This is a genomic window from Vibrio sp. DNB22_10_4, assembly GCF_052879755.1.
Map to the genome: position 1 here is coordinate 539,025 of NZ_JBNNXW010000001.1, position 20,874 is coordinate 559,898.

Sequence of the window (20,874 nt, forward strand, 5' to 3'; positions counted from 1 at the left end):
AGATCAATCGATTGCATAATTAGTTTGCGATTTTCCTCGAAAAGCACTGAGGTCTTTTTCATTCGTTTATCGACTTCGCGGTAGCGGTATCACAATCAAAAGGCGGTCGTTAGCGGCTTTGTGAAGCCGATAATGACATATCACGGTAAAACGAATACAATGCGGATACAAATATTTCTCATTTGCAGTTACCATTGCCTGTATCAATCATAAGATGTTGATTAATTATGTTTTCACTTACACAAGCGAGCTACCGCATTGGGTCGCTTGAGATTCTATCGCCATTTGACTTGCAGTTTATCCCCGGAGAAGTTACCTCACTACTTGGACACAACGGTAGCGGTAAATCCAGTCTCATCAAGCTTCTTAGTCGTCAAAATCAAGTCGCTTCAGGAAGCGTAATGCTTGATGGAAAACCACTCGAACAATACTCCCCAAAAGAGTACGCGAAAAAAGTGGCTTATCTTCCCCAACACCCACCGATTACTGATGGTGTCACGGTTCGTGAGCTGGTTATGTTCGGCCGCTATCCCTGGAAAGGTGTGCTTGGTCGCTATAACAAAGAAGACCATCAGTTGGTTGATGAAGCGATTGAAAGAGTTGGGTTGACTGCCTTTACCGAGCGTTTTGTGAGTACCTTGTCTGGTGGTGAGCGTCAAAGAGCATGGGTGGCGATGCTACTTGCTCAGCAGAGTGAGTGTATCTTGCTTGATGAACCTACTTCAGCACTCGATGTTGCTCATCAGTATGAGTTGCTCAAGCTGATACGAGAACTCAATAAGAGCCTAAAGCTGACGGTGATTATGGTGATACATGATGTCAACATGGCTGCCCGATTTAGTGACAGATTGGTCGCACTTAAAGGTGGAAAAATTGTTGTTGATGGGTCACCGGATAATGTCATGAACGAAGCGTCATTGACGGAAATCTATGGAATGCCACTCTCGACGTTCAAAGATCCAAACACCCAACAAATCATTAGCTACGTTAGATAACTTATTAAAGGATTATTATCGTGTTTACTCAATTTCGAATCGCCCATGTGACGGTCGCATTAGTGGCTCTGTTGGCCTCTTTCTCATCAACCGCTGTGTTGGCTAAGAGCTATCAGCATGAGCTTGGCACCATTGAAATCAATGAGCCACCTAAACGTGTTGTTGTACTGGATTGGGCGCTTGCTGAGTCTGTGCTTGCCTTAGGTGTCAATCCAATCGCATCAGCGGATGTTAAAGGTTATCAAGATTGGGTTGGGTCACCAAACATGCCTAGCGATGTTACTGATGTCGGTTCACGCAGAGAACCAAACCTTGAGCTAATAGCGAGCCTAAAACCTGATCTGATTTTGATGAGTGGGCATTTGGCTCCTGCTTACAAAAAGCTAAACGCGATCGCTCCGACTCTAGTAATGAGCATTTACAATGACAAAAAGCAGCCATATGAGAATGCTAAGTCCTTGGTTACCACGCTAGGTGAAGTTTTTGATAGGGAAGATCAAGCGCAGCAGCTTGTTGATGAGACGAGTCAGAAACTGAGCCAAAATGGTCAACAGGTAGCAAAAATGACCAACGGTAAGCCTTTTATTATGGTGCGCTTTATCGGAGACAAGCACGTTCGCGTCCACAGTACTGGTTCGCTGATGAATGACACTATCTCGGCTATGTCGCTAGATAATAGCTGGCAAGGGCCAACCAACAGCTGGGGTTTTTCGTCAGCAAGTGTGGAACAGCTTGCTCAATACCAAGACAGTAATGTGCTTATCTTCGGCCCATTATCGGATGCCGAGCAAGCACAATTAAATGGTTCACCTTTGTGGGCGGCCATGGCGTTTTCTCGAGAAAACAGAGTTAAGATTGTACCGAAAGTGTGGACGTTTGGCAGCTTGGTCGCGATGCAGCGATTAAGTGACGAAGTAGTAACACAGGTTTCAACATTGGGTAAGCAGTAGGTTTTTAATGCAGTTAACAGCCCACAGAGATACAGCGCCGTTTGGTAAAATGGCGCTGTTTGTTTTTGTCAGCGCGTTCGCACTTATTTGGCTTTTCCAAAATGCGGTGCCTTATCGTTTGTCTTTTAGTGAGTGGCAAACGTATTTCTTTAGTCGTGATGACAGCGACTATCGTCAGCTCATTTTACACTTCACCTTTTTTCCACGTCTGGGTATGGCACTGCTGTGTGGTGCAGCGCTGGCGATTGCGGGCTGCTTGATGCAGCATTTGTTGCAAAATCCACTTGCCTCACCAACAACGCTAGGCGTGGCGGCGGGTGCCGAACTGGGTATGACCACAAGTTTACTTGTGGGTGTGGTTGGCGGCAGTGTCATTCAATATGCTTACGCATTTGGTGGAGGCATGATTGCAGCAAGTCTCGTGTTCTTGCTTACTGCCAAAAGGGGGTTTGCACCTCTGCAGATGGTCTTAGCGGGTATGGTTGTCACTTTGTTTCTAGGGGCAACCAACATGATGCTAGTGATGCTAAACGAGCAGCAGCTCAGCAGTTTATTCGTTTGGGGCGCTGGCGCGCTTGCCCAACAAGGCTGGGATAACTCTGTTTTGTTGCTTTGGGTATTAGCTGCTGTGCTTGCTTTAGTTCTTTTGATGCTAAGGCCTTTGTCTGCATTAGAGCTAGGCAGTGAGGTTGCAGAATCGGCAGGGGTCAACGTGGCCAGAATTCGAGTTTTTGGTCTCGGACTTTCTGTTGTGATTACATCTATCGTAGTGGCGACAGTTGGCGTTATTGGCTTTGTCGGTTTAGTGGCTCCAACCATAGCCAAAATGCTGGGCGCAAGAAAATTTGTTCAACGCGTACTATTCAGTGGCGTGGTGGGCGCACTATTGCTGCTTACTGCCGATTTGATCATTCAGCCATTTTCAGGCGTGTCCAGTGAACTACTACCAACAGGCGCCATGACCGCTCTGTTTGGTGCACCTTGTCTGTTGTGGTTGTTAACCAAACAAAAGTTTGCTTCAAGCTTTAAAGCAGAAGAAGTGACAAACAAGGTCTACAACCCTAAACCTTTTGCTTCGGTAGTTTTGTGTTTGACTCTGTTATTGGCCATTGTGACAACCTTGGCTTTGCTGTTAGGCCGTACACAAATCGGTTGGGGTTTTAGCACAGATCTGAGCATTTTAGATCTGCGCACGCCTCGCGTTCTTGGAGCGATTTTTGCGGGGTGTGGACTCGCACTCGCTGGCACTATGGTTCAGCGAATCACAGTTAACCCGATGGCAAGCCCAGAAGTAATGGGGATCAGTTCGGGTGCTGCACTTGCTCTTGTCCTTTGCGCGTGGTTTGGCTTCACTCCAACGCGAATCGAACAGATCCTTTATGGTGGTGTAGGCGCGGCCTTGGTCATGATTGTGATTTTGCAGTTTAGCAAGCGGTCTAATTACGCGCCCTCGCAGTTACTTCTGACGGGGATTGCGGTAAGTGCAGCACTTGATGCCATTCTTCGAGTCGCACTATCGTCAGGTCAAGATAATGTGCAAGCGCTGCTAACTTGGTTGTCGGGCTCGACGTATCTAGCAAGTTATAACGATGTCCTCGCTCTAGGGCTTGGTATTGTGGTATTTGGCGGTGCGACCTACGCAGCGAGCCGTTGGTTGGATATATTGAATCTGGGTCAAGTCTCTGCGGTATCGGTTGGCGTCAATACGAAGCAAACTCGTTTGTTCTTGTTAGTCATGGCATCTTTGCTCACGGCACTTTCTACACTTGTCATAGGGCCACTCAGTTTTGTCGGATTGTTGGCACCTCATATCGCGAGAGCGCTTGGGCAATACAATGCGAAGAATCAGCTATTGGTTGCCTGCTTAGTGGGTTCGATCTTAATGGTGAGTGCGGATTGGCTTGGACGGACGATTTGGTTTCCGTGGCAGTTTCCTGCTGGACTGATGGCCTCGGTAGTGGGTGGTGCATACTTCCTATTGTTATTGAGGAAAGGAAACTAAAAATACCTTATCAATATTTAAAAATGGTGCTTATTAGCGCCATTTTTTATTTCTACTGTTTGCAAATATTCAGTCGCTCTGTAACGTTAAGTCGGTACGTGTTGCAGTCAGGTAACTACTTAAAATTCAACAGCCTAATAAAAATTAGGGGGGATATACTCATAGCTAATATAAATGGCAATGACAATTATTAGCATTTACTATCTCGGATATTTCTCGTGCTACGGCAAGAGATGAAGTCAACGATAAATATGACAAACGATAAGAGTTAGTAAAATGAAAGCCCCAAGCAACTGTTTCCCGTTCAACAAAATATTAGCTGCCCTGCTAGTTGCAGGCGTTACCGCTCCCACTTTTGCATCGACAGAGACCAAGCCAAAACAAAATCAGAAGTTCGCTGATGAGAAAATGGTTGTAGTAGCTAGTCGCGCTCCTAAAAGTATCAGCGAAATCCCCGCCACAGTTTGGTATGTCGATAATGAAGCTATCGAGCGCGGTAATCGCGGTGGTAAAACACTTGGTGAGATATTGGCACAAGAAGTGCCGTCACTCGATATGTCGAGTGGAGCAAGAACCAATTTCGGACAAAACCTACGCGGTCGACCTATGTTGGTAATGATTGACGGCGTATCGATGAACTCGTCACGAGGAATTAGTCGTCAACTTGACTCCATTGATCCATTTAATATTCAAAGGGTCGAGGTATTGTCTGGTGCCAGCTCTATTTATGGTGCAGGAGCCACAGGTGGTGTGATCAATATTGTGACTAAGAAAGCGGAAGCGGAAGAGCTTACGTTTGAGAGTTTTGTTAGTGGTCAGTCTGGCTTTAACTCCAGCGAAGATGGTGATTTCAAGTTGGCTCAATCGGTGAGTGGAGGCAATGAAAAAGTTAGAGGACGCGCGGCTGTCGTTTATGGCAAAACTCAAGGCCTTTACGATGCAGATGGCAAAATGGTCGTCCCTGATATGACCCAAGGTTCTTTGCAGTTTAATGAAACGGTAGACGCGATGGGAAACATGACCGTGGATGTCTCCGAAACGAAAAAGCTGAACTTTACTGCTCAGTATTATAGTAGCCAGCAAAAAAGCCCTTACGGCTTATATCGTGGTCCGAACTATTCTCAATCACCGGAAGTTAGAAAAGGCTTTGAATCTGATCGTCAAATGGGAACAAAGCGCGTACTCATTAATGCTGAATATGTCGACGAGGCGTTCTTTGGGCAGCAGTTATTGGCTCAGGCATCATATAGAAATGAAGATTATACCTATAGTCCTGGCTACTTAAGAGTGTCACAAGGCTCATTCGATCCGAGTGGTAATAGTGATGTCGCTTACATGAGTGCTTCACAGCAGAAATCAGAGGTCTTTAGCTTTAAGACCGCTCTAGTAAAGAAATGGAATGCATTCTCTCTGACCTATGGTGTGGACGGCTACCATGACAGATTCAGTTCTAACCAAACGGTTTATGATCCTGCTAAAAGTGCAGCGTCAGGCGGGTTAGTCAATAAACCAGTGTTCTCTACAGGGCGTTATCCAGGTGTTCAAACTGATTCATTGGCGGCGTATGTCCAAGGTGAATACAACATCACCGACGCGTGGAGTGTATCGGGGGGATATCGCTTTCAAAGCATGAAAAATACAGTGGACGACTTTATTGATTATCGTGAGCAAGTCAAAATTGCCTTTGGCCAAGCAAACTCTGCCGATGTAATAAAGGGCGGAGATGCGACTTATGATATTGGGCTTTTTAACCTTGGGACTATCTACAAGTTAAATGAAGCAAGCAGTATTTGGGGTAATGTGTCGCAAGGTTTCGACCTACCGGACGCTGCCAAATATTATGGGCAGGGCAAGTATAAAAATGGAGCTAATGGGCACAGAGAATTGGTGAAGTCTTACGATATTAACACCGCGACGTTGAAAGGGGTGAAAACCAATAGCTATGAGCTTGGCTATAGAATCGATACTACAGATGTCTCTTTCCAAACTGCCGCGTATTACTCTCTGTCAGATCAGACAATCAGTAAAAACAACTATCAAGTCGTCGTTAAAAATCAAGATACGCGAATCTACGGTTTAGAGGCTGCGCTTGCGTATTACATTACTCAGAACTGGGATGTCGGTGTTAACGGTCATTTGGTTGAGACCGAAACTAAATCTCAAACGTCTGGTAAGTGGGAGAAAACAGATATTGGTAACGCCAGTAACTCCAAGGTAGGTGCGTGGCTGGGTTGGAACGAAAGTATTTATACTGCGCGTTTGCAAAGCCAAACAATGCTAAGTCGTACTGATGAAAAAGGTAAGACGCTCAATGGTTATACGACGGTTGATTTTGTCACAACCGTGGATCTGCCAGTCGGCAATCTAGCGATCAGTATTAACAACCTGTTTAATGAAGATTACACCACAGTCTGGGGGCAAAAAGCTCAACACTTATATGGGGATAAAGCTCTGTATAATTACAAAGGACGTGGACGAACTGTGTCAATCAATTATCAAGTTCGTTATTAAATTCCAACAAAAAAGGTCTAGTTGAAACTAGACCTTTTTAGGCGTTGGCATTAATTGCGACGTGGACCGTTGCGCACCATGTCTTTGCCATTTTCATAGACATCTTGAGATATCCAGCGACCGAGTAACAGTTCGTGTTTGTCACTCAGTACCGCAACAAATGGACGACCGTCAGAGTTTGAGGTCGCTAATGCAATACCTGCCACGCCTTGCAAACCCAACGCGCCGCTTTCAACTAAGATCAGGAATTGCTCTAGTTGTTCTAATGTTTCAATTACTTCGTTGTCAATGTTCATCGTTTTCTATCGCTTGACTGATATCATTGGTGGCGTACTCTACCTAAGTTAAACAGAGAAACCAACAATAGGCATAAAAACCGATGAAAAAAGTACTGGTTACTGGCTTCGAACCATTTGGAGGTGATGAGGTTAACCCGTCACTAGAGATCATCAAGCGGCTCTCGGGCGTGATGATTGAAGGCGGAGAGATTGTCACTTGCCAAGTACCAGTGACTCGATATGAGTCGATCGACTGCGTGTTAAGTGCTATTGCCGAGCATCAGCCGAGTGTGGTGATAAACCTCGGAGTAGGGGCAGGACGAACTGCCATCACTCCTGAGCGTGTTGCGATCAATATTGATGATTTTCGTATTGTCGATAACGCGGGTAACCAACCTATAGATGAACCTATCGTAGCGCATGGTTCTAACGCTTACTTCTCAACCTTGCCCATCAAAGCCATTACTCAAGCTTTGCAGAATAACGGTATTGCTTGTGAAGTGTCTAATAGCGCCGGTACTTTCGTCTGCAATCATTTATTTTATGGACTGCAACATCATTTAACAGGGCAGCCGATTGCTCAAGGCTTCATCCATGTTCCTTTGATGAAACAAGCGGATGAACGAACTGCTTCCCCTTCGATGCTACTTGAGGACATGGTCAGAGGGATTATGCTTGTAGCAGAGGTTTGTTTGCAGGTTGAACAGGATATTAAATATGAGTCGGGTCAGATTTGTTAAACCCAACAATCTGATTGGGGTAAAGAGCATACGTCAGACGCTTTATAAACTTATTTTCACTGCCAATTAACAATTCGTATCCACAGTTGCTGCAGATATAATATTCTTTGACTCCTAAAAGCTTCATTACTCGAGTTCGTCTTTGACGTTGTAAGCGGACGCCATGTTCACACATGCTGTTACTCCATTTTATCATTGTAGTGTGATGTGGGTTCCAAAACTACTAGTGAAATGGAGCGTACTCAATACTGTCTCAGATGAGTATTTTGCTCTGTGATATCAAGTTAATAAATAATTACAAATTAGCATCCTGTTTATTTGGGGTTAGCTAAATCTCGCTTTGATATTAGCGTCTACTGCTGATCTTTGAGCCTTGCCATATAGTAGGTGGAGATATACTCGCCATCTCTAAATGCGGAACACAGAGCTTCCCCTTCGATATCAAAACCGTATTTTGAATAAAGAGCGATAGCGGCTTTGTTATCAGTGTTTACTTCAATATGTAGCCTGAGTAGGTTGAGCCAGTTATCTGCGAGATCTAACACAGTTTCGATCAACTGACTGCCTACTCCCATGCCGTGGTAGTCATCATGAACGGCAAGACCAAAGGTAGCACTGTGCATCAGTCTTGGGCGCTGTGATTGAGTCAATGCGATATTGCCGACAATTTTGCCATCCAATTCTGCTACGTACGAATAGACTCCAACCGGGATATTGTTGAGTCGCTCTTGCCAGAACGCGAGGGTTGTGTGGGGTAAATGCAGTGTTTCCCGCATGGCTTTTGGTTGCAAAAAGAGGTCTCGCAAACCTTCAGCATCTTTTGGCTCAGTAGGTCGAATAGATACGTTCATCGACGGCTCCGCTATTGTCTTTATATGTGGGTATTGGGTATCGATGTTATTGGATACTTGATTATATAACTAATTGAATTTTCTTATTGTAGCAAGCGATTTATCGACGTAGGTGTGGTTAGTGTCGCGATTCGAAAGTAATGGACACTAAGGCATGATCTGAGCCCACATCATCGACACCAAACCTAGGGTTAACAATGTGCTTCTCGGTAAGCTGATACTCGATGAGTTCGTACATTGAGTGCTCGTATTCAGGGACGAATTCACTAGAGACCAATATGTGGTCAATGCGCTGTCCTAATTCACCATAGTAGTGGCTGCGAGGTGGCTTGATAGCATCTTGATCTCGAACGGGTGTGCCCTGGGGTATCAGCTTCCAGCTGTCGTGGAAGTAATAGGGAGCGATTGCAGCGCGAGAATCACGTCTGCGATGGCGCTGCTGCGAGCGAAAGGGAGCAAACTCATCAGCGTTGAGCACATTATTAAAGTCACCAAGCAAAATGAAAGGGCGCTTTGCTTCGCGTTTATGACCTACGATTTGAGCATGCAGTGATAGGGCTTCTTGCTGACGAAGTTGAGTGGAGAGTGCAGAGCCTGTTAGCTCTTTCAACCATTCAGTGACGTTGTCACCTGACTCTTCACCCTCTATGGTCGCTCGCTTAGATTTTAAGTGTACGTTGATAAGATCAAAGTCGCCGAGTCCTTGGATCGATAAGGAGACATGCAGAGGTGGTCGACTGAACCCGCCGCTAAATGGCTCGCATAGAGCAAGGTTGGCGTGCCTACTCATTGGAAAGCGTGAGGCAAACGCCAATGAAGGCTTGGAATAGATGTAATCGGCTTCAATCGCAGGGAGTTGGTTATACTCAAAGAATTCGTAGCCAAGCTCTGCGGTGAGGGTACGCAGCGCTTCTATAGAAAACACTTCTTGAAAAGCTATGATGTCACTGCCTAGTTCACGCAATGTGTTCTTCAACCAAGTGGTTTTCTGCTGCCACTGCTTTTCGGAGTAAATGTTTTCCATCTCATAGAAAGCGAAGGGCGGCTCAACAAAATTACATAAGTTGCAGGTGGTGACTTTCAATGTATTTATTTGTGTCAAAGTATTAGACTCCATTACAGCTTATGCCTGTCACATTGTTTCAGGTCGTCAGTGAGCATATAAGAATAACGCTTTCAAAGGAATCATCATGTCTCAAGCAAAAACCGAACCTGCTTGGCAAACGCCGCAGAACTTTCTCATTATTATATCGATTATAGTGCCCATCGCCTTTTCCAGTTGGATGGCACTGCTCAATAACTTTGTTATTGAAAAAGCTAACTTTGACGGCTCAGATATCGGACTGCTGCAGAGCGTACGTGAAATTCCTGGGTTTTTAGCGTTTACGACGGTCTTTGTTCTACTGTTTATTCGTGAGCAAAAATTCATGATCATATCGCTGCTACTGCTGACTGCGGGTACCGCGATAACAGGCTTGTTCCCATCGGTGGCAGGGTTGCTCATTACGACACTGATCATGTCTACTGGCTTTCACTACTTTGAGACCCTTAAACAATCGCTTTCCTTACAATGGCTCAGCAAGGAAGAGGCGCCTGAGGTGTTGGGTAAGCTTATCTCAGTGGGCGCATTGGCCTCGCTTTTGACCTACGCAGGTCTTTGGGTGATGGTTGAGGTTTTCAAGCTCGATTACGTATGGGTTTACGGTATTTCTGGCGGTGTTGGTTTTGTTTTGGTGCTGTTTATCGCTTTTGCATTCCCTCAATTTAAAACAGATACCCCTCAAACCAAGAAGCTTGTGCTCAAGAAGCGCTACTGGCTTTACTACGCCCTGACGTTTATGAGTGGTGCACGACGTCAGATCTTTACGGTATTCGCGGGCTTTTTGATGGTCGAGAAGTTTGGTTACAGCGTGTCGGATATCACCTTGCTGTTCTTGATTAATTATCTGTTTAACTTTTTATTCGCGAAAAAGATTGGCCGATTTATTGGTATCGTTGGTGAACGTAAGGCGCTGATGGTGGAGTACGTAGGACTGATTTTCGTGTTCGTAGGCTATGGCTTAGTACAAACCGCCGAATGGGCAGCCGCGCTGTATGTGATTGATCACCTGTTCTTTGCATTAGCGCTGGCTATCAAGACTTACTTCCAAAAGATTGCTGATCCGGCCGATATGGCCTCGACTGCTGGGGTGTCGTTCACGATTAACCACATTGCCGCGGTAGTGATTCCGGTGTCGTTTGGTTTTATTTGGCTGATTTCACCGTCGAGTGTGTTCTACATTGGAGCTGCAATGGCGGCTGTGTCGTTGGTGTTGTCGTTGAATATTCCAAAGAAGCCGGAAGAGGGGAATGAGGTTCGAGTTTTGAAGTGGAGTTGATGATATTTGGTTAATCATTTGCTGTGAGTTCAACGTTTTATACCCCCTCTAGCTCCCCCTATATTAGGGGGAGAACAGTAGGCTAGCTCCTTCGTCACATCGCTCTATTTATAAAGCAAGGCGACGCGCAGCGAGCCTGTTGCTCCTCCCCTTAAAAGCGGGGCGCGTAGCCGGGAGGCTGGGAGGGGTAAATGCGCTAATCTAAAAGCACATTCCCCTTATCCAATAGTTCGACTAAACATCAAACCGATCCGCATTCATAACCTTGACCCAAGCAGAGACAAAGTCACAAACAAACTTCTCATTAGCATCATCACATGCATAGACTTCAGCCACTGCGCGAAGCTGTGAGTTAGAGCCAAACACAAGATCAGCACGTTTCGCTTTCCATTTCTGACTGCCCGACGCACGGTCAAAGCCACCAAACTCAGTCGCGTCATCGTTGGTTGGACGCCATTCAGTGCCCATATCCGTCAAGTTAACGAAGAAGTCGTTGGTTAGTTGGCCTTTACGGTCAGTTAGAACGCCAAAGTCGCTGTCACCATAGTTTGCGCCTAGTACGCGCAGACCACCGATCAACACCGTCATTTCTGGAGCAGTTAGCGTTAGTAGTTGAGCTTTATCTAGTAATAGCTCTTCTTCAGACACACTAAATGCTTTCTGACTGTAGTTTCTAAAGCCATCAACAAGAGGTTCAAGTACAGCAAATGATTCAGCATCAGTCTGAGACTCAAGTGCATCGGTACGACCTGCGGCAAATGGGACGTCTACGGACACACCGGCCTCTTTCGCAGCCTTTTCGATGGCCGCGTTACCGCCAAGAACGATCAGGTCAGCTATGGAAACTGGCTTGCCAAATTCAGCTTGAATGCGCTCATAGATATCTAATACACGGCTAAGCTGCTCTGGTTGGTTGACTTCCCAGTTGCGTTGAGGGGCGAGACGAATACGCGCACCGTTTGCGCCGCCGCGATAGTCAGAACCACGGAATGTCGATGCCGATGACCAAGCGGTGTAAACCAGTTCAGAAACTGACAGTCCAGAAGCTAAAATACTCGCTTTCAATGTTGCTGCATCTTCAGAGCTGATAGGTGCAGACGTTGAAGCTGGAACTGGATCTTGCCAGATCAAGTCTTCGCTAGGCACTTCTTCACCTAGGTAACGAGCTTTTGGTCCCATATCACGGTGCGTGAGTTTAAACCAAGCGCGAGCAAAGGCGTCGGCGAACTCATCTGGATTCTGGTGGAATCGTTTAGAGATCTCACCGTAGATTGGATCCATACGCATCGCCATGTCGGCTGTCGTCATCATGGTGGTGACGCGCTGAGAAGCGTCGTGTGCTTTTGGTGCCATGTGCTCTTCAGTGACACCCACTGGAACCCATTGCCAAGCGCCAGCTGGGCTCTTTACGAGATCCCAATCGTAGCCAAGCAACATATCGAAGTAGCCGTTATCCCACTGGATAGGGTTTGGTGTCCAAGCACCTTCAATACCACTGGTCGTAGTGTCGTCACCTTTACCGCTGCCGAAACCGTTACGCCAGCCAAAGCCCATTTCTTCCATTGGTGCTGCTTCTGGCTCTGGACCCATTAGTTCAGGGTCGCCTGCACCGTGTGATTTACCGAAGGTATGTCCGCCTGCTACTAGCGCAACGGTTTCTTCATCATTCATGCCCATACGAGCAAACGTTTCGCGAATGTCGCGGCCAGATGCAAGCACACTTGGGTCGCCATTCGGGCCTTCTGGGTTTACATAGATAAGACCCATTTGTACCGCCGCAAGAGGATTCTCAAGTTCGCGGTCACCAGAGTAACGTTTGTCACCTAACCACTCGCTTTCCATACCCCAGTAAACGTCTTCTTCTGGTTCCCAAATATCTTCACGGCCACCGCCAAACCCAAAGGTTTTTAGACCCATGGATTCGATAGATACGTTGCCAGCAAGAATAAACAAATCGGCCCAAGAGAGGCTTTGGCCATATTTTTTCTTCACTGGCCAAAGTAGACGGCGGGCTTTGTCTAGGTTGCCGTTATCAGGCCAGCTGTTAAGAGGTGCAAAGCGCTGGTTGCCTGTGTTACCGCCCCCGCGACCGTCAGCGGTACGGTAAGTACCGGCAGCGTGCCAAGCCATACGAATCATAAATGGACCGTAGTGACCGTAGTCGGCTGGCCACCAATCTTGAGAATCCGTCAGGATATGTTCAATGTCTTGTTTAACTTGCTTCAGATCGAGGTTTTTGAAGGCTTCCGCATAATTGAAGCTTTCGTGATGAGGATTTCCTTTACGATCGTTTTGATGAAGGATTTTCACATTGAGTTGGTTTGGCCACCAATCCACGTTTTGAGTACCACGACCGCCGGTGCGTGTATTACCACCGTGCATGAATGGGCATTTGCCTTGAGGAGCATTGTTATCGCTTTGCATATTCATCTCCAGTTTTTAAAAACTGTGAACTAACGAAAGACCTCAGAATTCCTTTTGGTTCAATGGGCTATTCTGATGGACGCCTGAATCTATTTGATTCTATGTAACAGCAGCAGAAATAGCCTCGTTTAAACTCACAATAAGTGTAAATTCGCGTAACCAATATCTGCTACAGACTATTTGTTGAAAACTATTCGCTTAAAACTAACTGCTACATTCATTATGAGTTGCAATTGGCGGTTTGAAAATTTGACATTTTCTATCTTGTCGATAGGAAAATCCTATCAAAAGTAAGGATATAAAAAAGGGATGCCTGCTGAGTGGCATCCCTTTTGGATTCTCATTGAATTTGCTAACGAGTGTTAAGCAACCACAATGAAGAATAGGGTAGTAGCAACAATACCGATAAGCGCGTATGGGAACTGCGTTGTTGCGTGTTGCATCGAGGTACAGCCTGAGCCTTGAGCGGATAGTACTGTTGAATCACTAAAGAAACATGAGTGGCTACCTGCCGCCGATGCAGAAAGCATTGCTGCAATTGTGAGGTGCAGTGGCACACCAATCTGCTCAGCGAGTGGCAAAATGATTGGCATAGCGACTGCGAACGTACCCCAAGAAGACGCCGACGCGAATACTAGACCGCCAGTTACCAAGAAGATAAGAGCCGGGAAATACTGAGCAGATAGGTACGGGCTAACGGTCTCAATAACAAATTGCGTTAAACCAAGCGAGTCGTTAACGCTTTTTAGCATAAAGCCGCCAATAACTGTTGCGAGTGGAAGCAACATGACTTTGATACCGTCATAAACCGCATCAAACAGCTCATTCATGGTTACCAGCTTTTGGAAGCCGTAGAAGCAAATGGTGAAGATGATAGCAACGAATACACCTGCAAGTAGGTCGATTCCAAAGTACCAAGATGCACCCACAAGCACGACCATTGGTAGAAGGAAGTTGATAAGCCCCATTGTTGGATTAGAGTGTGCTTTGATGTCTGAACCAAAATCGATGTCTACAGCACCCTCAGGCTTTACTTGACCGTTGCGTGCACGCTCTTCTGCTTTTTTCATCGCACCTAGGTCTGGCATTTTGCCAATCGCTACGAGGAAAACGATACCAAGCGTTACCCAACCGTAAGCCATATAAGGAATAGCTTGGATGTACGCCGCAATACCTTGTCCTGGTTCTGCCACTTCATTGGCCTCTAGAAGGGAGCTGAAAAAGATAGCCCAAGTTGAGATAGGAACTAGGATACAGATAGGTGCTGCTGTTGAATCGACAAGATAAGCCAGCTTTTCACGTGAGACTTGGTAGCCATCGGTGATTTTCTTCATAGATGACGAGATAGCAATCGCGTTCAAGTAGTCATCAATGAAGATCAAGATACCCAAGAAGAAGGTCATCAGTAGTGACTGATTGCGACTCTTAACCTTATTGACCAACATGTCGCTGAAACTAAGGATACTGCCGCCTTTTTCTAGAATGGCAATCAGACCACCCATCAAGCCACACACGAGAATAATCCATGCAATGGTCTCATTCATCATGACATCCATAGAAATGCCAACGATTTGCTCAACGGCTTGCGTTGGGTCGAGAAGGAGCACACCGGCAATCGTGCCGCTAAACAGTGCTTCAACCGTTCTATGAGTGGTAAGTGCGAACACCAATACTAACGAGGTAGGGAGCAAAGCTAACCAGCCGTAGCTTTCGCCTTCCACGTGATTTAATCCAATTGAGGTAAAAGTAATAAACAAAAAGACAATAGTTAGGCTGACCGCCAAATGTTTACTGCTAATTTTGAGCGGCGCCTCCAGCGCCTTTGTCTGCGTAGTCATAAACTTATTCCTTTGTTATGCAGAGTGAAGCATCCAGTCGATCTCAAGCGGGGTAATGATGCGCTCAAATTCGGCCAGTTCACTTCGTTTACAAGCGAGATACATATCAATAAAGTCCTGGGAGAAATACGTGCCTAACTCACTGTTATCCAGTTGCGTTAGGGCATCGGACATGCGTGTTGGCAGATCGATGGCATTTTCACTTAGGGCTGGTGGACACTGTTCTTGGGTATAGTTATCACTCGCTAATACTGCGGAAAGTACTACTGCAGCGAGAATGTAAGGGTTAACATCCGCACCAGCGATGCGGTGTTCAATACGACGGTTTTTACCATCGCTAATCGGTACGCGAAGTGCGACTCCTCGGTGGTTCTCACCCCAATCTGCACGTGTTGGTACATAGGCACCAGGTACAAATCGACGGTAAGAGTTCACGTTCGGGCAAAGTAGCGCCATCGCGTCCGGAATTTGGGATAACATCGCTGCCATAGTTTGGAAGAACAACGGACTCGCTGAGTCATCCTCATTATTAGTAAATAGGTTATCGCCTTGCTCGTTGATGAGGCTGATGTGCATGTGCTGACCGTTTCCTGCTTCTTCAAGGAAAGGTTTCGCCATAAAGGTGGCGTCAAAACCATGCTTGTGAGCGATTTGTTTGATTAGACGTTTTGAGAAGACAATTTCATCGCAAACACGTAGTACGTCTTTAGAGTGGTTGAAGTTGATTTCGAACTGACCAGGAGCGGATTCAGAAAGTGCACCTGCTGTGTTTAAACCTTGATCGGCAGCCGCTGCGTTTAGCTCGGATAAAAAGTCTGCATAGTCATCAAGACCATCTACGTCATAAACTTCTGTGTCACGTTCTCTTTTATTCTTAGTTGGATTGATGGCGGTTTGCAGTTCACCATTCTCGCCGCGCACTTTATCGATAAGATAGAATTCAAGCTCTAGCGCAACGACAGGGAATTGATTCCTAGCGTGTAGGGTATCCACCATACGTTCAACAATATTGCGGATAAATAGACGATGTGGCGTTTTGCCGTCATCTTCCATCATAGAAAGCAATACCTGCCCCGTCCCTTCTTTCGCCGTCGGTAATAGTGTTCCAGAAACAGGGAAACAAAGGTTATCAGGTTCACCAAGGTCTTCACCCAATCCAGCCGATTCAACAACAGCGCCTTTGGTATCAAGAGTAATAGTAGAGAGGGGTAGGGCGACACCTTTAGCGAGCTTTTCAAGCGCGTCTACTGGAATGCGTTTGCCGCGAGGCGTGGCGTTAAGATCGGTAAATATGACGTCTACATACTGAATCTCTGGCCAGTTTTGTCGAAAATTTTTAACTTCCTGTAAATAGGTATCCATCTTTACTACTCCTAGTTACCCTGTCTGACTGACGCTAATTTTGGCGGTGTTTAACAAATTGAACACAATAACCATTAGCTTATGAGGGTTTTTGGCTGAATTGTAAGTTTAAATAATTGTTTTTATTCTACTTTGTTTAACTTGGTGATTATTTCAACCGTGTTAAACGTTAACTAATTTGTAACAGTTGATCGGCTTTTGCTCAATATATCGAGCGAAATTAGTGCTTTTTTTGACCAAAATAGAGATCAAAATCACGCTTTGGAATCTATTTTGAACACTACTGTTGATAATTATGTACGTGGGTTGTACGGTTTTTGTTAAATAAATCGAACGTGAGTGTGACAATGTCTGAGATAAGAAAACCAATAATAGGACTCGTAAGCTGTAAGAAGGAGCTCGCTGGCTATCAAATACAGGCATTGAATGAGTTCTACCTTCAGGCGGTGAAAGACTTCGGCGGTACACCAATCATTCTGCCGTCAGTAATAGAAGCGGATGAATTGGATAAAGTGTTGACTGTCTGTGACGGACTGTTGTTTCCAGGAAGCCACTCTAACGTAGCGCCACATCGCTATAACGGTAGCCACGAAGAGAAAAAGAAAGATGAAGCGCGTGATGAGCTCTCTATTCAGCTGATACGCCGTGCGATAGACATGAACATTCCATGTTTGGGTATTTGTCGCGGCTTCCAAGAAATGAACGTGGCACTGGGTGGTAGCTTAGATCCGGCGGTACATGAGTCAGGCTATCAAGATCATCGTGAAAATGAGTCGAAAGACTTTACTGAGAAATACGCGCCAGCTCACCCGGTGTTTGTTGAAGATGGTGGTGTATTCAAACAGTGGTTGGTAAACGCTAAATGGGAAGATACCAGCAAGTTTGAAGTTAATACCCTTCACAACCAAGGCGTTAAACAGCTTGGTTCTGTATTAAAAGTGGAAGCAAAAGCACCGGATGGCCTTATAGAAGCGTTTAGCTTGCCGGGGCAAAAATACTTTGTTGGCGTGCAGTGGCACCCAGAATGGGAAGCAAAACACAATCATTTCTCACAAATTTTGTTTAAAGAATTTATTATGTCAGCTTCCCAATGATTTAGAGGCTGAATGCATGGACAACCACCAGATTGGTAAAAATATTGCTCAACTAAGAAAAGAGCGCGGACTTTCACAACGAGAACTGGCAGAGCGAGCGGGCATTACACATAGCGCTATCTCTTCCATTGAAAATGCCAAAGTGAGTCCTTCGGTGAGTTCTCTGCAAAAAATAGTGAACGTTTTTACCTTGTCGCTTTCGGAGTTTTTTACTCTCGAGCAGCAAGAAAACAAAGAAGTAAAGGTTGTGATTAAACCAGAAGACTTGATTGAAATTGGTAGCGAGACGGTATCAATGAAACTGGTCAACAATGGCAGCAACAAACAAGAAATTGGATTTTTGATAGAGGAATACGCTCCAAACAGCACCACTGGAGCGTCCAATATTAAGCATGACGGAGAGGAAGTCGGCACCGTATTGAGCGGTGAAGTCGAACTAGAGTACAACGGTGAAACCTATCTGATTAAAGAAGGCGAATCCTATGTTATCGACACGACTATCCCACACAAATTTACTAATTACTCCGATAAGGCTTGCAGAATGATAAGTGCTCATACACCAAAAGCATTCTAGCGCCTTGAGGTAACCAAGGAGAGCGTATGAAAACGCAACAACAATGGATTGAACAACGAGAAGCGCAGGTAATTGAACAGCGCGCTTTTCTTAACGGCGAATACACAGCCGCTGTCGATGAGACGACACTTGAGGTGGTTAACCCAGCCACAGATGAGATCATCGCGAACATCGCTCGCTGTAAATCTGCCGACGTCGATCTTGCCGTTGAATACGCGAAAAGAGCCTTTAAAAATGGCGAATGGAGCCAAAGCTCTCCAGCACACAGAAAATCTGTACTGATCAAGTTTGCTGATCTTATCGACGAGAACGTTGAAGCGTTAGCACTTCTTGAAACCCTTGATACGGGTAAACCTATTTCTCACAGTGTTTCAACAGACATTCCAGGCGCCGCTAAGTCGATTCGTTGGTATGCAGAAGCGATCGACAAGGTATATGGCGAAGTTGCTCCAACCGAGAAAGACGTCCACGCGTTTGTTTCTCATCAAGCAATCGGTGTGGTAGCGGCTGTAGTTCCTTGGAACTTCCCATTGTGGATTGGCTGTTGGAAGCTCGGTCCTGCACTGGCGGCAGGGAACAGCGTTATTCTTAAACCATCTGAAAAGTCCTCTTTGACGGCCATTTTCTTAGGCAAGCTCGCGAATGAAGCAGGGATCCCTGCCGGGGTATTCCAAGTCATTACTGGCTTTGGTCATGAAGCGGGTGAAGCACTTGCTCGTCACAACGGGGTTGATTGCATTGCTTTCACGGGTTCTACACGTGTCGCTGGTCACCTCATGATTGCATCTGGTGAAACTAACCTAAAACGCGTATGGGCAGAAGCGGGAGGCAAGAATGCCAATATCGTCTTTGAAGATTATGCCGACCTTGATGGCGCTGCTGCTGAAACGGCCGCAGGCTGTTTCTACAACCAAGGTGAAGTCTGCGTGGCGGCCACTCGACTACTAGTGCATGAGAGCATTAAAGATGCCTTTATCGATAAAGTGATCAGCGCAGCACAACGTTTCATGCCTAAAGATCCGATGGATCCGACGTCTTCAATGGGCGCGCTGATTGACCGTGAGCACAAAGCTAAAGTGTTGGACTACGTCAAACTTGGCGAGCAAGCCGGTGCGGTTGTGCGCTGCGGCGGCGATGTTGAAGGAAAAGGTGCGTTCGTCGAACCGATCATCCTAGACAATGTAAATAACCAAATGCGCGTAGCTCAAGAAGAGATTTTTGGCCCAGTACTTTGCGTTATTCCTTTCAAAACTGAACAAGAAGCCATTGCTATCGCCAACGACTCTCAATACGGTCTGGGCGCAGCGCTATGGAGTGACAACATCAATCGCGTACACCGAGTCGCTAAGCAATTAGAGGCAGGATCTGTGTGGGTGAACAACTACAACGAGGGCGATATGACCGTCCCATTCGGTGGATTCAAGATGAGTGGTAACGGACGTGACAAGTCCATCCATGCTATTGAAAAATTTACCGAAACCAAAACAACCTGGATTCGTCTCCACCGTTAAGCCCGAAGCCGTTATTACAAGGAATAGAATGATGAATAAACATACAGATTCATACTACGCTCACTCGATCCTAAATGTAAGTGAGTACCCACAACTGCAAGACAATATTGAATGTGATGTTTGTGTGGTTGGTGCCGGTTTCTCGGGCTTGTCTTCAGCACTGCATCTTGCTGAAAAAGGCTTCAAAGTTGTGGTACTTGAGAATGCTAAGGTTGGCTTTGGCGCTACCGGTCGCAACGGTGGTCAGATTGTAAATAGCTACAGCCGCGATGTGGATGTCATTGAAAGCCGCTATGGCGAAAAGCAAGCAAAAGCACTGTGCGACATGATCTTTGAAGGTGGTGACATCATTCGCGGCCTTATCGATAAACACAACATCGACTGTGATTTCAAACAGGGTGGTATGTTCACCGCACTGAACAGCAAACAAATGAAAGGCCTTGAAGAGCACAAAAAGCATTGGGAACGCTACGGCAACGACAAGCTAAGCCTACTTGATGCCAATGAGGTCGAAGCGACAGTTGGTACAAAAGCTTACAAAGGTGCGCTACTGGATATGAGTGGTGGTCATATCCACCCATTAAAATTAGCGCTGGGTGAAGCGGCAGCCATCACAGCTCTTGGTGGACAAATCTTTGAACAATCAGGCGTAACTCGCGTTGAAAAAGGCGTGAACCCTGTTGCTCACACAGAAAAAGGCAGCGTAAAAGCTAAATACATTGTCTTAGCAGGCAATGCGTATCTGGGCGGTTTGGCACCAAACATCAGTAACAAGGCGATCCCTTGCGGTACTCAAGTTGTGGCAACCGAGCCACTATCCGAAGCGATGTTGAAAGATATCCTACCATCAGATTACTGTGTTGAAGACTGTAACTATCTATTGGATTATTTCCGTCTAAGTGCAGACAAGCGACTGCTGTTTGGTGGTGGTGTCGTATACGGCGCACGTGACCCCGAGAACATCGAAGCCTTGATTCGTCCGAAGATGGAAAAGATCTTCCCGCAACTTAAAGGCATCGGCATCGATTATAAGTGGACTGGTAACTTCCTACTTACCTATTCACGTATGCCGCAGTTTGGCTCGTTTGACGACAATATCTATTACTTACAAGGCTACAGTGGCCATGGTGTAACGTGTACCCACCTTGCCGGTAAATTGCTCGCTGAGGCTCTATCGGGTCACGCAGAGCGCTTTGATGCTTTTGCAGACCTTACCCACGTAACGTTCCCTGGCGGTCGCCATTTTGCGATTCCGTTTACGGCGATGGGTGCGGCTTACTATACCTTACGCGACAAACTCGCAATCTAATCCCAAGAAGATAGACAAACACCACTAGACAAAAAGAAGTGCCTGCAAAGACGGGCA

Annotated in this window: 16 protein-coding genes; 10 read left to right on the plus strand and 6 right to left on the minus strand. The window is 46.0% G+C overall.

The genetic code is table 11. From position 1 onward, the window contains the following. The first annotated feature begins 227 nt into the window (after positions 1-227). The 4 genes from ACVA6Q_RS02170 to ACVA6Q_RS02185 all read left to right on the plus strand — a co-directional run bounded on the left by ACVA6Q_RS02170 (position 228) and on the right by ACVA6Q_RS02185 (position 6,458). A complete protein-coding gene (locus ACVA6Q_RS02170; RefSeq protein WP_446646344.1) occupies positions 228-995 on the plus strand; it encodes an ABC transporter ATP-binding protein in 768 nt (255 codons plus the stop codon). A gap of 47 nt (positions 996-1,042) precedes the next feature. Next, complete coding sequence (locus ACVA6Q_RS02175; RefSeq protein WP_446647161.1) at positions 1,043-1,945, plus strand: ABC transporter substrate-binding protein; 903 nt, start codon at positions 1,043-1,045, stop codon at positions 1,943-1,945. A 7-nt stretch (positions 1,946-1,952) separates the two neighbouring features. After that, the gene (gene fhuB, locus ACVA6Q_RS02180) at positions 1,953-3,947 is read left to right on the plus strand and encodes a Fe(3+)-hydroxamate ABC transporter permease FhuB (protein WP_446646345.1); all 1,995 of its coding nucleotides are present in this window, start codon (positions 1,953-1,955) and stop codon (positions 3,945-3,947) included. Between the two features lie 276 nt (positions 3,948-4,223). Continuing rightward, the gene (locus ACVA6Q_RS02185; protein ID WP_446646346.1) at positions 4,224-6,458 is read left to right on the plus strand and encodes a TonB-dependent receptor; all 2,235 of its coding nucleotides are present in this window, start codon (positions 4,224-4,226) and stop codon (positions 6,456-6,458) included. Between the two features lie 50 nt (positions 6,459-6,508). Here ACVA6Q_RS02185 and ACVA6Q_RS02190 read toward each other — a convergent pair whose 3' ends face one another. Continuing rightward, on the minus strand, positions 6,509-6,754 hold the full coding sequence (locus ACVA6Q_RS02190; protein WP_446646347.1) for a hypothetical protein: 246 nt from the start codon (positions 6,752-6,754) through the stop codon (positions 6,509-6,511). Between the two features lie 83 nt (positions 6,755-6,837). On the opposite strand from ACVA6Q_RS02190, the gene pcp reads away from it, so the two are divergent. Further along, a complete protein-coding gene (gene pcp / locus ACVA6Q_RS02195) occupies positions 6,838-7,476 on the plus strand; it encodes a pyroglutamyl-peptidase I (RefSeq protein WP_446646348.1) in 639 nt (212 codons plus the stop codon). Positions 7,477-7,829: 353 nt separating this feature from the next. Here pcp and ACVA6Q_RS02200 read toward each other — a convergent pair whose 3' ends face one another. Together ACVA6Q_RS02200 and ACVA6Q_RS02205 are read right to left on the minus strand one after the other, a co-directional pair. Then, entirely contained in the window at positions 7,830-8,327 is a 498-nt protein-coding gene (locus tag ACVA6Q_RS02200; RefSeq protein WP_446646349.1) for a GNAT family N-acetyltransferase, read from the minus strand. 118 nt (positions 8,328-8,445) lie between these two features. Continuing rightward, positions 8,446-9,429: an endonuclease/exonuclease/phosphatase family protein gene (locus ACVA6Q_RS02205; RefSeq protein ID WP_446646350.1), complete on the minus strand. Its 984-nt coding sequence runs from the start codon at positions 9,427-9,429 to the stop codon at positions 8,446-8,448. An 88-nt stretch (positions 9,430-9,517) separates the two neighbouring features. Here ACVA6Q_RS02205 and ACVA6Q_RS02210 point away from each other — a divergent pair, with 88 nt between their 5' ends. Continuing rightward, entirely contained in the window at positions 9,518-10,705 is a 1,188-nt protein-coding gene (locus ACVA6Q_RS02210) for an MFS transporter (RefSeq protein WP_446646351.1), read from the plus strand. Between the two features lie 234 nt (positions 10,706-10,939). Here ACVA6Q_RS02210 and katG read toward each other — a convergent pair whose 3' ends face one another. The 3 genes from katG to ACVA6Q_RS02225 form a co-directional block, all read right to left on the minus strand. Beyond that, entirely contained in the window at positions 10,940-13,129 is a 2,190-nt protein-coding gene (gene katG, locus ACVA6Q_RS02215; RefSeq protein WP_446646352.1) for a catalase/peroxidase HPI, read from the minus strand. Positions 13,130-13,491: 362 nt separating this feature from the next. Continuing rightward, positions 13,492-14,967 carry a Na+/H+ antiporter NhaC family protein gene (locus ACVA6Q_RS02220; protein WP_446646353.1) on the minus strand — a complete coding sequence of 492 codons (1,476 nt, stop codon included), beginning with the start codon at positions 14,965-14,967 and terminating at the stop codon, positions 13,492-13,494. 15 nt (positions 14,968-14,982) lie between these two features. Next, on the minus strand, positions 14,983-16,329 hold the full coding sequence (locus ACVA6Q_RS02225) for a glutamine synthetase family protein (protein WP_446646354.1): 1,347 nt from the start codon (positions 16,327-16,329) through the stop codon (positions 14,983-14,985). A gap of 347 nt (positions 16,330-16,676) precedes the next feature. Here ACVA6Q_RS02225 and ACVA6Q_RS02230 point away from each other — a divergent pair, with 347 nt between their 5' ends. Genes ACVA6Q_RS02230 through ACVA6Q_RS02245 form a run of 4 tightly spaced genes read left to right on the plus strand, consistent with a single transcriptional unit; the run spans position 16,677 to position 20,817 of the window. Continuing rightward, positions 16,677-17,423 (plus strand): gamma-glutamyl-gamma-aminobutyrate hydrolase family protein, encoded by a 747-nt coding sequence (locus ACVA6Q_RS02230; protein WP_446646355.1) that lies wholly within the window; start codon positions 16,677-16,679, stop codon positions 17,421-17,423. Positions 17,424-17,439: 16 nt separating this feature from the next. Beyond that, complete coding sequence (puuR, locus tag ACVA6Q_RS02235; RefSeq protein WP_418642785.1) at positions 17,440-17,997, plus strand: HTH-type transcriptional regulator PuuR; 558 nt, start codon at positions 17,440-17,442, stop codon at positions 17,995-17,997. Between the two features lie 26 nt (positions 17,998-18,023). Further along, on the plus strand, positions 18,024-19,508 hold the full coding sequence (locus tag ACVA6Q_RS02240) for an aldehyde dehydrogenase (protein ID WP_446646356.1): 1,485 nt from the start codon (positions 18,024-18,026) through the stop codon (positions 19,506-19,508). A gap of 31 nt (positions 19,509-19,539) precedes the next feature. Further along, positions 19,540-20,817, plus strand: a complete 1,278-nt coding sequence (locus ACVA6Q_RS02245; protein ID WP_353500158.1) for an NAD(P)/FAD-dependent oxidoreductase — start codon at positions 19,540-19,542, stop codon at positions 20,815-20,817. Positions 20,818-20,874 lie beyond the last annotated feature (57 nt).